Consider the following 14,229-nt stretch of genomic DNA (forward strand, 5'->3'; position numbering starts at 1 on the left):
TGTCCTCCCGGCACGGTGATGTACCTGTCTTTGCGCGGGTGTGCGCAAGAGGAGAGACCCCATCATGTCCGGAAACCGTTTCACCCCCCTGATCACCGCCCTGGCCTCGGTCATGGCAGCCCCCCTGCAGGCCGCCGAGCCGGCCGACCCCATCATCGTCACCGCGACCCGCACGGCGCAGACCGTGGATGCCAGCCTGGCATCGGTCACCGTCATCGGGCGTGCCGACATCGAACGCCTCCAGGCGCAGTCGGTGGAGGAACTGCTGGCGGGTGTCGCTGGCATCGATATCGCCAACAACGGCGGCCGTGGCAAGAACACCTCGCTGTTCCTGCGCGGCACCGAGTCCGACCACGTGCTGGTACTGATCGACGGCTTGCGGGTCGGCTCCGCCACCACCGGCCAGGCCGCCTTCCAGGACTTCCCGGTCGATCAGATCGAGCGCATCGAGATCGTGCGCGGCCCGCGCTCCGCGCTCTACGGCTCGGAGGCGATCGGTGGCGTGATCCAGATCTTCACTCGCAAGGGTGACGCCACCCGGCGCCCCGAGCTCGGCCTTTCCGCCGGCAGTCACCAGACCTACAAGCTGGGCGCCGCAATCAGCGGCGGCGACCAGGACCGCTGGTACAGCCTCAGCCTGTCCGGCGAGGACACCGAAGGTTTCAATGCCTGCACCGGCAGTTCCACCGCCTTCGCCGGCTGCTACACCGAGGAGCCGGACGACGATGGCTACCGCAACCTGTCCCTCAACCTGCGCGGCGGCCTGCGCTTCGGCAAGGGGGCCAGCCTCGACCTGCATCTGCTGCGCGTCAACAGCGATGTCGAATTCGACGGCAGCTTCCAGAACGAAGCCGAGGGTGTGCAGCAGGTGCTGGGCGCCGGTCTCGAACTGCCACTCGGCGAGATCGGCAGCCTGCGCCTCAAGGCCGGCCAGAGTCGCGACGAGTCCGACAACTTCAAGGACGGCAGTTACGCCTCGACCTTCGACACCCGCCGCAACAGCCTGTCGCTGCAGGCCGACTTCGGCATCGGCGACAGCGGCCTGCTGAGCCTGGGGGCGGACTACTACGACGACAAGGTGACCAGCAGCGCCAGCTATGCGGTCGACTCGCGGGACAACAAGGGCCTGTTCCTGCAGTACCAGGGCCGCCTCGGCAATCACGACCTGCAGGTCGCCCTGCGCCGCGACGACGACCAGCAGTTCGGCAACCACACCACCGGCAGCATCGCGGTCGGCCATGACTTCGCGGACAGCTTGCGCCTCACCGCCAGCTATGGCACCGCCTTCAAGGCCCCGACCTTCAACGAGCTCTACTATCCCGGCTACGGCAACGCCAACCTCAGGCCCGAGGAATCGCGCAGCATCGAACTCGGCCTGTCCGGCCGCAGCGAGCGCCTGCGCTGGTCGGCCAGCCTCTACCAGACCCGGATCGACGATCTGATCGCCTATGACAGCAGCCTGCTCGCGCCCAACAACATCAGCGAGGCGCGGATCCGCGGTCTGGAGGTCGATATCGACGGCCAGTGGTTCGGCTGGCAGACGCGCACTTCGCTGACCCTGGCCGACCCGGAGCACCGCGGCAACGACAGCAACCGCGGCAACCAGCTGCCGAGGCGCGCCAAGCGTTCCCTGCGGCTGGACCTCGACCGCGACTTCGGCCGGCTCAGAGCAGGGGCCACCCTGCGCGCCGTGGGCAAGCGCTACGACAACCTGGCCAACAGCCGCGAGCTGGGCGGCTACGCCACCCTCGACCTGCGCCTGCGCTACGGCCTGGCGCGCGACTGGACCCTGGGCGCCCGGCTCGGCAACCTCTTCGACCGGGACTACCAGCTGGCCAGCTACTACCCGCAGGACGGCCGCAACCTGCTGCTCACCCTGGCCTACCGTCCGCAGCGCTGATGCACCCGGCGGCCCGGCGACGGCACCCTGCACCCGGCCCGCTGGGCTGGATGCTGGTGCTGTCGCTGGGCATCCACGGCCTGCTGCTCGCGCACTGGCCACCGCCGGCGCCCACGCTCGCCCCCCAGGCCCCGGTGCTGAACCTGCAGCTCGCCGGTTCAAGCCGCCGCCCGGCGGAGGCGGTCGGGGTCCAGGCGGACAGCGCCCCGGTGCCCCCGGCGGCCAGCCCCGGCCGCGAACCGCCCCGGCGGACGGCAACCCGGCCGCCCCTGGTCCGGCCCCCTCTCCAGCCACGGCAGCAGAAGCCACCGGCGCCCCCTGCGGCAACGGCACGGCCACCCGCCCCGGCACCCCGGATCCGCCCAGCCACGACCGCTGCGCCCCGGCCCGCAGCACCCTCCAGTGCCCGGCTGCTGGCCGAGGTACGGCTGGCACTGGCCCGCCATTTCCGCTATCCGCCGCTGGCCCGCCGCCGCGGCTGGGAGGGGGAGGTACGGCTCGGCTTCACCCTGAACCCCGACGGCCGCATCGAAGACGTGCGCGTCACCCGCAGTTCCGGCTATCGGCTGCTGGACCGTTCGGCCCGCGAGGCCCTGTCCCGGGTCGGCCGGGTTTCGCTTGCCGCCTGGCGGCTGGGCGCAGCGCGTGAACTGGAACTGCCGGTGCAGTATCGTCTCACCGGCAGCTGAGAACGGAGCGGAAAAACGGCCGCGCCCCCAGCCGCTCGCGGACACACTACCCCTGCAGCACAGCGACGAGGAACACACCATGGGTCACCGACTCTCCAAGATCTACACCCGGACCGGCGACAGCGGCAGCACCGGGCTCGGCGACGGCTCGCGGGTCGACAAGGACGATGCCCGCATCGAGGCCTTCGGCAGCGTGGACGAATTGAACAGCGTGGTCGGCCTGCTGCTGACGGAGGATCTGCCGCCCGAGGTGCACGAAAGGCTGACGGAGATCCAGCACGACCTGTTCGACATCGGCAGTGAACTCTGCATGCCCGGCCGACAGGTGCTGGACGCGGCCCGTATCGAAGGCCTGGAGGCCTGGCTGGACGCGATGAACGCCGGCCTCGGTTACCTCAAGGAATTCATCCTCCCCGGCGGCAGCCGTGCGGCGGCACTGGCGCACCTGGCGCGCACCGTCTGCCGTCGTGCCGAGCGGCGGGTGGTGAGCCTGAACCGCAAGGAACCGGTCAACGCCGCCAGCCTGCGCTACCTCAACCGCCTCTCCGATCTGCTGTTCGTGCTCGCCCGCCACCTGAACCGGGCCGCCGGGGTGCCGGACGTGCTCTGGCAGCGCGGCCGCGACGCGTGAGTCAGGCCCACCCGCCAGAGGTCATCGAGACGGTCTACCGGGTGATCCGCGAGCGGCGCGACATGCGCCACTTCCGTACCGACCCCATCGAGCCCGGGCTGTTGCAGCGCCTGCTGCAGGCGGCACACCAGGCGCCCAGCCCGGATATTGCACCAAGGCGGCCGGCATGAATGGGGTTCGAAGGACGCCATGGCCATGAAAAGCCCTCCGGGCGGGTTACAGTTTGCGCCTATTCGATGTCAGGCCGACTCTGGCTGCGCATCCTGGGTAATCCTCCTCAAGCCATAGCGACGGCTATGGTTTTTCGGACGATTACCCAACCTGCTTTGCCAGCCGGGGATCGCGGCCTGGAGGCCGCTCCTACGTGGCATGGCGGCACCATGGTAGGAGCGGCCTCCAGGCCGCGATTGGCGTTAACCGGTCGCCATCCTCTGCATCGGCCATGTCGGGGCCTTCTACTGAAGGTCCCGACCGCTCGAGTCCCTGCTCTACGAGGACAGCTGGGGGCGGCCCATGGAAGCGGACTGAACGTCCCCTTCAGCGGCCTGCCCGCACCCGCTCCAGCAGTTCGCACATCCGCTCCGCCCCCTGCAGCAGCCGCGGCCCCGGGCGCTGGATGATATCCGGGTCGATCACGTACAGATGCCCGCCGCGCACGGCGGACAGCTCCGGCCAGCGGCGCCAGGCATCCAGCCATTCCGGCCGCTGCGCGCCCATGCCCGAGGCGATGATCACCTGCGGGTCCGCCGCCAGCACCGCCTCGATATCGACCCGCGGCGCTGCGGCCGTCAGGTCGGCGAAGACGTTGTGCCCAGCGCACAGACGGATCAGGTCAGAGACCGGCTGCTCGCCATTGAGCGTGATCAGCGGCCGATCCCAGACCTGGTAGAACACCCGCACCGGGGAGCTCCCCGCGTAGCGCCGGCGCAGTTCCTCCAACCGCCGGCGGAAATCCTCCGCCAGTCGGCCTGCCGCGGCCTCCTGTCCCAGCAGCCGGCCCAGCCGCAAGAACTGGTCCGGCATGTCCTCCAGCCGCTGCGGCTCGCTGAGGAACAGGGTCAGTCCCAGGCGCCGCAGCATGGCCAGGCTGTCGGCGTCGTTGCCGCCGGCCCAGCCGACCACCAGATCCGGTTGCAGGGCCAGGATGCGCTCGGTGTCGAGCCGGGAATAACCACCCACCCGGGGCAACCGCTTTGCCGCTGGCGGATAATCGCTGAAGTCCACCGCCCCCACCAGCCGGTCGCCGGCGCCGATGGCGAACAGGGTTTCGGTGACGTGCGGCGCCAGACTGATCACCCGCCGGGCCGGCGCCGGCAGGACCACTGTCTGCCCGGTATCGTCCAGGACGCGGATCTCGGCCAGCGCCGGCAACGCCAGCGCCAACAGCCAGAGCACGCCCAGCCAGCGCCATCGGCGTTCAGCCATGGGCCGCCGCCTCGCCCGTCACCCGTTCCAGCACCGTCTCCAGCCGCGCCCAGTCCGCTGCCGTCCCCGGCAGCCCGAAGCGCAGCGAGGCAGGGGCCTCGAAGTGGCGCACCAGCACCGCCTGGCGGGCGAAGGCCTCGGCCAGCTCCGCAGCCCGGGGGTGGGGCAGCCACTGGAAGAGGGCGGTGCCACCGGCGGGAGGCAGGCCATGGGCCCGCAGCAGGGCGGCGAGCCGCAGCGCGTCCCGGCCGAGCCGCTGGCGGGTCCGGGCCTGCCAGTCGCCATCTGCCAGCGCCCGGCGGGCCACCTCACGGGCCGGGGCGGCCACCGCCCAGGGGCCGAGTCGCGCCGCCAGGGCGCGCTGCAGTGCCGCTTCGGCAAACAGGAAACCGACCCGCGCCCCGGCCAGACCGAAGAACTTGCCCAACGAGCGCAGCACCACCAGGCCGGGACGGCCGGCGGCCGCCACCAGGCTGTCGCCGGGCTCGGCATCCATGAAGGCCTCGTCGACCACCAGCCAGCCACCGCGCGCCGCCAGCCGCTGGTGCCAGGCCAGCAGCTGGTCCGCGGCAAAGCGCGTCCCCGTAGGATTGTTGGGATTGATCAGCACCAGCACCTTGATCCGCTCCAGCAGCGCGGCGATTCCCTCGGCCGGCACCTCGATCACGGCATGGCCGGCGACCCGCCAGGCCGCGGCATGTTCGGCATAGCCGGGGCTCAGCACCGCCACCCGCCCCGCGGGACGCAGCCGCGGCAGGATCTGGATGGCCGCCTGGCTGCCGGCCACCGCCAGCGGCGGCCCGCCGCCGTAATAAGCCGCCGCGGCCGCTGCCAGCCCATCGTCGTCCTCCGGCAGGCGCTGCCAGACCGCGGCCGGCAGCTCGGGCACCGGCCAGCCGCAGGGATTGATGCCGGTGGACAGGTCCAGCCAGGCCTCGCGCGGAATGCCATAGCGCCGTGCCGCGACGTTCAGGCGGCCACCGTGCTCAAGCAAGGATCCACCCCCCGGCCGCCGCCAGCCCCAGCCACAGCCAAGCCCCCTGCCGCACCAGGCCCAGAGCCCGGCCGATGTCCGCGGCATGCGGGGCATGGCCCGCGCCCAGCGGCGGGCGCGGCTGCCAGTCGCCATGATAGCGGGCCGGGCCGCCGAGCCGCACGCCCAGGGCACCGGCGCCGGCCGCCATCACCGGCCCGGCATTGGGGCTCTTCCAGGCCGGAGCCTGGGCCCGCCAACAGCGCCAGGCCCGGCGGCCATCGCCGAGCAGCGCGTAGCCGAGGGCAGTGAGCCGCGCCGGCAGCCAGTTCAGCAGGTCGTCGAGGCGTGCCGCGGCCCGGCCGAAGCGGAGGAAACGCGGCGTGCGGTAACCCCACATGGCATCCAGGGTGTTGACCAGGCGGTAGAGCACGACGCCGGGGGCGCCCGCCACCAGGAACCAGAACAGGGCGCCGAACAGGGCATCGTTGCCGTTTTCGAGCACCGACTCGACGGTGGCCCCGGCCACCCCGTCGGCATCGAGCTGCGCGGTATCACGGCTGACCAGCCGGCCGACGGCCAGCCGCGCCGCCGCGAGATCGCCGGCATCCAGGGCCGCGGCCACGGTCCGGGCATGTTCCTCCAGGCTGCGCTGTCCAATGGCGAGATAGAGCAGCAGCACCCCCACGGGCCAGGCCGCGGCGCCGGCCTGCAGAACCGCGGCCAACGCCACCGGTGGCAGCACCAGCAGCAGCAGCGCGGCCAGACCGGGCAGCACCCCGCCAGGCGGCGGCCGGTTCCAGCGCCTCTCCAGCGCCCCGGCCAGGCGACCGAAGCCGACCAGCGGATGCCAGCGGCGGGGCTCGCCGAACAGGCGATCGAGCAACAGGGCAGCGGCAATGGCAAGTGCAGTCGACACGCATCCGGACTCGGGGTTTGCAAAACGCGCAGTGTACCCCAAGCCGCTACGCCGACCGAGCCCCCTCCCAGCTCCTGACTCCTGGATTCTGACTCCTGGATTCTGAATTCTGGCTTCTGAATTCCACCTCCTCCCCCCTCCCCCGTTCATGCGACAATCGCCGCCCGATGGGCACACTCATGATCCAGGGCACCACCTCCGACGCCGGCAAGAGCACGCTGGTCGCCGGCCTGTGCCGGGTCTATGCCCGCCGCGGCCTGCGCGTCGCCCCCTTCAAACCCCAGAACATGGCCCTGAACAGCGCAGTAACCGCCGATGGCGGCGAAATCGGCCGCGCCCAGGCGGTCCAGGCGCAGGCCGCGGGACTGGAACCGACGGTGGACATGAACCCTGTGCTGCTGAAACCCAACAGCGACACCGGGGCCCAGGTCATCGTCCACGGCCGGGCACGGCAGGAGCTGGATGCCCGCGCCTATCACGCGCACAAGCCACAGCTGCTGGCGGCGGTGATGGAATCCTACCGGCGGCTGCAGGCGGCACACGATCTGGTGCTGGTGGAAGGGGCCGGCAGCCCGGCCGAGGTCAACCTGCGCGCGCACGACATCGCCAACATGGGCTTCGCGGAGGCGGCCGACTGCCCGGTGCTGCTGGTCGCCGACATCGACCGCGGCGGGGTCTTCGCCCATCTGATCGGCACCCTGGAACTGCTCTCCTCTCCGGAACGCGCCCGAACCCGCGGCTTCGTCATCAACCGCTTTCGCGGCGACATCGGCTTGCTGCAACCCGGCCTGGACTGGCTCGAGGCGAACAGCGGGAAACGCGTGGCAGGCGTGCTGCCCTGGCTGCACGGCCTGCACCTGGAGGCGGAGGATGCCATCGCCGCCGGACAGCGGCTGGAGGCAGACCGCCCGCTGCGGGTCCTGGTGCCGGTGCTGCCGCGGATCAGCAACCACACCGACTTCGACCCGCTGCGCCTGCATCCCCAGGTCGATCTCCGCTTCGTTCCCCTGGAGGCGCGACCGCCAGCCGCCGACCTCATCGTCCTGCCCGGCAGCAAGAGCGTGCGTGCCGACCTCGCCGCGCTGCGCCATCACGGCTGGGAGACCCACATCCACCGCCACCTGCGTTATGGCGGCCGGCTGCTCGGCATCTGCGGCGGCCTGCAGATGCTGGGCCGCCGGCTGCACGACCCGCAGGGCATCGAGGGACCGGCCGGGAGCAGCGAGGGGCTCGGCCTGCTCGATCTGGAGACCCGGCTGGAAACCGACAAGCAGCTGCGCCGGGTACGTGGTCGGCTGGGCCTGGAGAGCGCGGAGGTGGAGGGTTACGAGATCCACGCCGGGCGCAGCGAGGGCGCGGCGCTGGAACGTCCCGCGGTCCACCTCGACGACGGCCGCTGCGACGGCGCCCTGTCGGAGGACGGCCAGATCCTCGCCACCTACCTGCACGGGCTGTTCGAGCAGCCGGCGGCCTGCAGCGCCCTGCTCCGCTGGGCCGGGCTGGAGGAGGCGCAGCCGCTGGACTACCACGGCCTGCGCGAGGCCGCCATCGAGCGGCTGGCCGACACCCTGGAGGAACACCTCGACATGGACTTCGTGGACGGGCTGCTGGGGATCGGGCTTTAGCCCTCCCCTTTGCGGGATCGCGGCCTGGAGGCCGCTCCTACAAAACCTTCCGTGGATTCCGTGGCTATTGATCTTTTCGTGGGTTTCGTGGCCATCGTCGGTTCCGCCTGACGACGGCGGCAACCCCATCGCGGCCTGGAGGCCGCTCCTACAATGTTTTCCGTGGGTTCCGTGGCCATCGATTTTTCGTGGGATTCGCGGGTTTCGTGGCCATCGTCGGTTCCGCCTGACGACGGCGGCAACCCCATCGCGGCCTGGAGGCCGCTCCTACAATGTTTTCCGTGGGTTCCGTGGCTATCGATCTTTTCGTGGGTTTGGTGGATTTCGTGGCCATCCCAGGTTCCGCCTGACGACGGCGGGTGATGCCACCTCGATCGCGGCCTGGAGGCCGCTCCTACAATGCCTTCCGTGGGTTCCGTGGCCATTGATCTTTTCGTGGGTTTCGTAGCCATCGTCGGTTCCGCCTGACGACGGCGGCAACCCCATCGCGGCCTGGAGGCCGCTCCTACAATGTTTTCCGTGGATTCCGTGGCCATCGGTCGTTTCGTGGGTTTCGCGGATTTCGTGGCCATTGTAGGTTCCGCCTGACGACGGCGGGTGATGCCACCTCGATCGCGGCCTGGAGGCCGCTCCTACAATGTTTTCCGTGGGTTCCGTGGCCATCGATTTTTCGTGGGTTTCGCGGGTTTCGTGGCCATCGTCGGTTTCGCCTGACGATGGCGGGTGATGCCACCCCAGATCGCGGCCTGGAGGCCGCTCCTACAATGTTTTCCGTGGATTCCGTGGCCATCGATCTTTTCGTGGGTTTGGTGGGTTTCGTGGCCATCCCAGGTTCCGCCTGACGACGGCGGGTGATGCCACCTCGATCGCGGCCTGGAGGCCGCTCCTACAATGTGTTCCGTGGGTTCCGTGGCCATCGATCTTTTCGTGGGTTTGGTGGATTTCGCGGCCATCGTCGGTTCCGCCTGACGACGGGGGAATGCCCAACCCCGGCTTCCGACGCGGTACAATCCGCCACCCGACTCCGCCGGAACGCTGCCTCATGAAAAAATTTCGCCCCCTGCTGGTGATCCTGCTGCTGGCCGTGCTGGCCGTGTTGCTCAGCCTGCGCGACGGCGGCTCGCCGCCGCAGCCGCCCCGCGACCTGCCCTGGCAGATCGAGGTGCTGGCCGACGGCAGCTCGCGGGTGTTCGGTCTGCATCTGGGCCGTGACCGCCTCGGCGACGCCCTGGCCCGGATCGGCCGCGATGCGGAACTCGCCGTGATCGCGGAACGCGGCGAGCCGGGCAGCCTGGAGCTGTACTACAGCCGCTTCACCGCCGGCCTGTTCTCGGGCAAGCTGATCCTCGCCGCCGAACTGCCGGCTGAGACCCTGGCCGGGCTGCGCGAGCGCGCCGCGCGGGTCGAGCGGCTGGAAAGCGGTGCCCTGAAGTTCCATATCCGTCACGAGGACCGGCCGCTGGTACTGGACGCCCCGCTGATCGGCATCACCTTCATCCCCACCGTCAACCTCGACGAGGACATCGCCGAGCGCCGTTTCGGCATCCCCGCGGAGACCCTCTCCGACGACAGCGGCGCCCGTCACCTGCTCTACCCCGACCGCGGGCTGGACCTGATCATCCACACCAAGGGCAAGGACGTGCTGCAATACGTCGCGCCGCGCGACTTCGAGCGCCTGCGTGGGCCGTTGTTAGAAGATGGAAGCTAGGAGCTAGGAGCTAGAAGCTGGGAGACGGAAGCTGTGAGATGGGAGAGCGATCCGGAAAACGGCGGGCAGTGCCCACTCTGCTGCCTTCTGAATTCTGACTCCTGTCTTCTAGCTCCTAGCTCCTAGCTTCCAGCTTCTATATCAACATCCCCAACAACACCGCGGCCTCGCTGATCTCGACGGCCGCACCGAGGACGTCGCCGGTCACCCCGCCGATGCGCCGCAGGGCGAGGTGACGCACGGCGGCCACGGCCAGGGCGGCGCAGACGAGCCACAGCAGGCCGGAACCGCCGCCGAGCAGGAGCACGCCGCCTGCCGTCGCCAACAGGGCGATGACGCCGCCTTCCGCCGCCGCTTCGCTCAATGGCTCGCCCAACCCGCCGGGCCGAACATAGGGCGCGGTGCGCAACAGGCCAATCACAGCGGCCCGTCCCAGCACGGGCACCAGCAGCAACACCCACAGTGGCGTGCCGGCCAACAAGGTGGCGAGGGCAGCGAACTTGAACAGCAGCAGCAGGACGATGGCGATCACTGCCGCCGGCCCGGCGTGGGGATCCTTCATGATCGCCAGGCTGCGCTCGGCATCACCGTGGCCACCCAGCCAGGCGTCAGCACAGTCGCCGAGGCCATCGAGATGCAGGCCGCCGGTCAGCGCCGTCCAGACCAGCAACAGCAGCGCCGCAGCCGGCAAGGGCCCGAGCCCGGCGGTGGCCGCCGCCAGTCCCCAGAGGATCAGGCCCAGCAGCAGGCCGACCAGCGGGTAGCACACCAGGGAACGGGCGATGTCCTCCCGCCCGAGTTGGCCGAGTGCCGGCACCGGCAGGCGGGTCAGGAACTGCAGGGCGATCCAGAAACCGCGCACGCTCATTCCTCCGCGCATTGCTCGATACGGCCGTTGAGGAAACACAGCTCGGCCTGCCCCGGCGCAAGACCCTGCAGCCGCAGGCGGCTCAGGCCGGCATGGGGCACCCGCCAGCAGAACAACCGTTCCAGGGGCACACCAAGCTGCTGGCAGAGCAGCACGCGAATCACGCCGCCATGGCTGACCAGCAGCGCATGGCGGCCGGCGGCGGCGGCGAGCAGGAGCCGCCAGCCGCGCGCCACCCGCTCCGCGAAACCGGCCAGGGTCTCGCCGCCGGGTGGAGCGCGGTGCAGCGGATCGGCCCAGAAGGTCTCCAGGGCATTGGGGTCCTCGGCCTGGATCTGCTGCGCACTGCGCCCGTCCCAGTCGCCGAAATCCATCTCCTGCAGTTCGGGCAGCAGCCGGCACTCCACCCCGGCCTGCTGCGCCAGTTCGCCGGCGAAATCCGCACAGCGCTGCAGCGGCGAGCTGAAGACGATCTGCCAGGACGGCCGTTCCGGCAGGGCGGCCTGCATCGCCGCCCTGCCGGCCGCAGTCAGCGGCGCATCGCTGCGGCCGAGAAAAACCGCACCCAGCACGGTCTCGCCGTGACGCAGCAGATCGACGGTGGTGGGGTTCATGCCTCCTTGCCGGAGACGCCGGCCTCGGCGAAGGTCGCCATGCCGTTGTGCAGGGCCAGGGCCTGGCGCAGCAGACAGACGGCGACCGCCGCCCCGCTGCCCTCGCCGAGGCGCAGGCCGAGATCGAGCAACGGCTCGGCCTCCAGACCGGCCAGAATCCGCCGGTGGCCGGGTTCGGCCGAGGCATGGGCATAGAGCGGCCAGGCCGCGGCGGCCGGGTTGAGCCGTGCCGCGGCGAGGGCCGCCGCGCTGGCGATGAAGCCGTCGACCAGGACCGGCAGGCCGAGCTGGGCGGCGCGCAGAAATGCACCGGCCAGGGCCGCGATCTCGAACCCCCCGAGCCGGCGCAGGGCCTCCCTCGGCTCGGCCAGCGCCGTGCCGTGGAAGTCGAGCGCCCGCTGCAGGATGGCCGCCTTGTGCAGCACCCCGGCGGCATCCAGACCGGTGCCGGGGCCGGTGAGTTCGACCGCCGGCAGACCCAGCAGGGCCGCGGCCAGCGCCGCGGCGGCGCTGGTGTTGCCGATACCCATCTCCCCGCCGATGAACAGGCCGGCACCGGCCGCGCGAGCCCGTTCCACCGCGCCCCGCCCCTCGGCCAGGGCCGCCTCGAACTGCGCCTCGCTCATCGCCGGCCCGGCGGTGAAATCGCTGCTACCCGGCCCCAGGCGGGCCGCGCGCACCCCCTCCATCGGCCCTGGATCGTCGACGGTGCCGAGGTTGATCACCTCCAGCTCGGCGCCCAGCTCACGGGCCAGGACGCTGATCGCCGCCCCGCCGCGGACGAAGTTGCGCACCATCTCCAGCGTCACCGCCTGGGGAAAGGCCGAGACACCGGCGCGGGCCACGCCGTGGTCGGCGGCGAAGACGCTGATCCACACGGCATCCAGGGACGGCCGTTCCCGCCCCTGGCGGGCGGCGAAGGCCACGGCCAGGTCCTCCAACCGGCCGAGCGACCCCGGTGGCTTGGTGAGCTGGGCCTGGCGCGCCTGCGCCGCCTCGCGGACGGTGGCATCCGGAGTACAGACCGGCTCAAGGATCCAGTCAGTCAAGGGGATCTCCTTTCAGGTAGAGAGGCAGACCGGCGACCACCAGTGTCACCCGGTCGCAGCAAGTGGCCAGCGCCTGATGCAGGCGACCGGCCTCGTCACGGAAACGGCGGCTGGCGGCATCGGCCGGGACCAGCCCCTGGCCAACCTCGTTGCTGACCAGGATGACCCGCCCCGGCAGGGTCGGCAGCAGACTCAGCAGCCGCTGGCTCTCGCGCGCCAGACAGGCCTCGGGGTCGTCCACCGCCAGAGCCGGGTCGTGACCGAGCAGGTTGGACAACCAGAGGGTCAGGCAGTCGACCAGCAGGCAGCGATCCGCGGCGGCCTCGCGCGCCAGCGTCTCGGCCAGCGCCAGCGGCGCCTCGACCGTGCGCCAGGTGGCCGGCCGTTCGGCACGGTGGCGTGCGATGCGCGCCGCCATCTCGGCATCCCCGGCCCCGGCCGTGGCGACATAGCAGACCGTCCGGCCGTCGGCCGCGGCGCACTGCTCCGCCCAGCGGCTCTTGCCGGAACGGGCGCCGCCCAGAATCAGTTCCTTCATCGTCTCGGGTCCGCGGGGGAAGTCGCCATTTAACCCGGATATTGCACCAAGGCGGCCTTGCATGCGTAATTTTTTCCGGTATATATCAAGGCAGTGATTCCCTCTGCGAGCAATTGTACCCTGTTACAGTTTGTGCCTGTTCGAGTTCAGACCAAATCTGGCGTCGCATTTTGCCCTGAAACTCGAATCCTTGGTGCAATATCCGGGTTAACCGCTTCGCCCGCAAGGGGGCAAGGCCGGGCCGCCGGGTTTCTTGCCCCCCAGAGCTCCCGATGATTTTTGTTGCCTCGGCGACACCCTGCCCTTCTGCCCCGGGAATCGAATCCTTGGTAGGATTCCCCCGCCCTTGCGGCGGCCCCCGGTCGGCCGGCAAGGCGGATTCCTTCAGCAGACGACAGTCGGGAGCCCCTCATGAAACAACCCGTGGTGATCATCGGCATCGGCGAACTGGGCGCGGTCTTCGCCCGCGGCCTGCTGCGACTCGGGCATCCCGTCTTCCCCATCACCCGCGACATGGACATGGCGCTGGAATCGGCCAGCATCCCGGAACCGGCCCTGGTGCTGCTGGCGGTGGCGGAGGACGATCTGCAGCCGACCCTGAGCGCCATCCCCACGCCCTGGCGCGCCCGCCTGGCGCTGCTGCAGAACGAACTGCTGCCCCGCGACTGGGAGGCGCAGGGACTGCGGGCGCCGACGGTGATCTCGGTCTGGTTCGAGAAGAAGCAGGGCATGGACACCAAGGTGCTGCTGCCATCACCGGTCTGGGGCCCCGGGGCCGCCCTGCTGCAGACCGCGCTGGAGGGGATCGACATCCCCGCGCGGGTGCTGGACAGTGCCGATGAGCTGCTCCACGAGCTGGTGCGCAAGAACCTGTACATCCTCACCAGCAACATCGCCGGCCTGGTGACCGGTGGCACGGTGGGCGAGCTGTGGGGCCATCATCAGCAACTGGCCCGCGAGGTGGCGACCGAGGTGCTGCAGATCCAGGCCTGGCTGAGCGGCCAGCCGCTGGACGATGCGGCCCTGATCGCCGGCATGGTGGAGGCCTTCGAGGCCGACCCCGACCACGGCTGTACCGGGCGCAGCGCGCCGGCACGGCTGCAGCGCGCCCTGACCCACGCCGAGGCGGCCGGCCTCGCCGTGCCACGGCTGCGCGCCATCGCGGCGGACAAGCTGCAGAGCGGATAGCCATGGAGGATCCGTCCCGTTACACCATGTCCTTGAGGTAATGCAAATTCATGCGGCCCCGCTGCAGGCAGGCACGTTACTTCTTCGTGGGTTTCGTGGCTA

At 70.4% G+C, this 14,229-nt stretch carries 13 protein-coding genes and 1 pseudogene; 7 read left to right on the plus strand and 7 right to left on the minus strand.

Translation table 11 applies throughout. The features are described 5' to 3' along the window. Positions 1 to 64: 64 nt before the first annotated feature. From btuB to QVG61_RS11765, 4 genes and pseudogenes are all read left to right on the plus strand, one after another. Positions 65 to 1,900: a TonB-dependent vitamin B12 receptor gene (gene btuB / locus QVG61_RS11750; RefSeq protein WP_289930828.1), complete on the plus strand. Its 1,836-nt coding sequence runs from the start codon at positions 65 to 67 to the stop codon at positions 1,898 to 1,900. Next, complete coding sequence (locus QVG61_RS11755) at positions 1,900 to 2,589, plus strand: energy transducer TonB (RefSeq protein ID WP_289930829.1); 690 nt, start codon at positions 1,900 to 1,902, stop codon at positions 2,587 to 2,589. Before btuB ends, QVG61_RS11755 begins: the two co-directional genes overlap by 1 nt. 79 nt (positions 2,590 to 2,668) lie before the next feature. Beyond that, positions 2,669 to 3,220: a cob(I)yrinic acid a,c-diamide adenosyltransferase gene (locus QVG61_RS11760; protein ID WP_289930830.1), complete on the plus strand. Its 552-nt coding sequence runs from the start codon at positions 2,669 to 2,671 to the stop codon at positions 3,218 to 3,220. Beyond that, positions 3,217 to 3,360 (plus strand): annotated as a pseudogene (locus QVG61_RS11765) (nitroreductase family protein); the annotation flags it as partial. The gene QVG61_RS11760 and the pseudogene QVG61_RS11765, both read left to right, overlap by 4 nt. A gap of 397 nt (positions 3,361 to 3,757) precedes the next feature. On the opposite strand, the gene QVG61_RS11770 reads toward QVG61_RS11765, so the two are convergent. Genes QVG61_RS11770 through cbiB form a run of 3 tightly spaced genes read right to left on the minus strand, consistent with a single transcriptional unit; the run spans position 3,758 to position 6,537 of the window. Beyond that, positions 3,758 to 4,645 (minus strand): cobalamin-binding protein, encoded by an 888-nt coding sequence (locus QVG61_RS11770; RefSeq protein WP_289930831.1) that lies wholly within the window; start codon positions 4,643 to 4,645, stop codon positions 3,758 to 3,760. Next, positions 4,638 to 5,639, minus strand: a complete 1,002-nt coding sequence (gene cobD / locus QVG61_RS11775) for a threonine-phosphate decarboxylase CobD (protein WP_289930832.1) — start codon at positions 5,637 to 5,639, stop codon at positions 4,638 to 4,640. The genes QVG61_RS11770 and cobD overlap by 8 nt, the downstream gene beginning before the upstream one ends. Then, a complete protein-coding gene (gene cbiB, locus QVG61_RS11780) occupies positions 5,632 to 6,537 on the minus strand; it encodes an adenosylcobinamide-phosphate synthase CbiB (RefSeq protein WP_289930833.1) in 906 nt (301 codons plus the stop codon). Before cbiB ends, cobD begins: the two co-directional genes overlap by 8 nt. 167 nt (positions 6,538 to 6,704) lie before the next feature. On the opposite strand from cbiB, the gene QVG61_RS11785 reads away from it, so the two are divergent. Continuing rightward, positions 6,705 to 8,162, plus strand: a complete 1,458-nt coding sequence (locus QVG61_RS11785) for a cobyric acid synthase (RefSeq protein WP_289930834.1) — start codon at positions 6,705 to 6,707, stop codon at positions 8,160 to 8,162. Between the two features lie 1,042 nt (positions 8,163 to 9,204). After that, a complete protein-coding gene (locus tag QVG61_RS11790; RefSeq protein WP_289930835.1) occupies positions 9,205 to 9,870 on the plus strand; it encodes a hypothetical protein in 666 nt (221 codons plus the stop codon). A gap of 136 nt (positions 9,871 to 10,006) precedes the next feature. Here the strand turns inward: QVG61_RS11790 and QVG61_RS11795 are convergent, their stop codons facing one another. Genes QVG61_RS11795 through cobU form a run of 4 tightly spaced genes read right to left on the minus strand, consistent with a single transcriptional unit; the run spans position 10,007 to position 12,939 of the window. Next, positions 10,007 to 10,732, minus strand: a complete 726-nt coding sequence (locus tag QVG61_RS11795) for an adenosylcobinamide-GDP ribazoletransferase (RefSeq protein WP_354671165.1) — start codon at positions 10,730 to 10,732, stop codon at positions 10,007 to 10,009. 2 nt (positions 10,733 to 10,734) lie between these two features. Next, on the minus strand, positions 10,735 to 11,352 hold the full coding sequence (gene cobC, locus QVG61_RS11800) for an alpha-ribazole phosphatase family protein (RefSeq protein ID WP_289930837.1): 618 nt from the start codon (positions 11,350 to 11,352) through the stop codon (positions 10,735 to 10,737). Beyond that, positions 11,349 to 12,401 carry a nicotinate-nucleotide--dimethylbenzimidazole phosphoribosyltransferase gene (gene cobT / locus QVG61_RS11805; protein ID WP_289930838.1) on the minus strand — a complete coding sequence of 351 codons (1,053 nt, stop codon included), beginning with the start codon at positions 12,399 to 12,401 and terminating at the stop codon, positions 11,349 to 11,351. Before cobT ends, cobC begins: the two co-directional genes overlap by 4 nt. After that, positions 12,394 to 12,939 carry a bifunctional adenosylcobinamide kinase/adenosylcobinamide-phosphate guanylyltransferase gene (gene cobU / locus QVG61_RS11810; protein ID WP_289930839.1) on the minus strand — a complete coding sequence of 182 codons (546 nt, stop codon included), beginning with the start codon at positions 12,937 to 12,939 and terminating at the stop codon, positions 12,394 to 12,396. The genes cobT and cobU overlap by 8 nt, the downstream gene beginning before the upstream one ends. Positions 12,940 to 13,350: 411 nt before the next feature. On the opposite strand from cobU, the gene QVG61_RS11815 reads away from it, so the two are divergent. Next, positions 13,351 to 14,127 (plus strand): hypothetical protein, encoded by a 777-nt coding sequence (locus QVG61_RS11815; protein WP_289930841.1) that lies wholly within the window; start codon positions 13,351 to 13,353, stop codon positions 14,125 to 14,127. Positions 14,128 to 14,229: the final 102 nt, after the last annotated feature.

Source organism: Thiohalobacter sp. IOR34, assembly GCF_030406045.1.
Lineage (GTDB): Bacteria > Pseudomonadota > Gammaproteobacteria > Thiohalobacterales > Thiohalobacteraceae.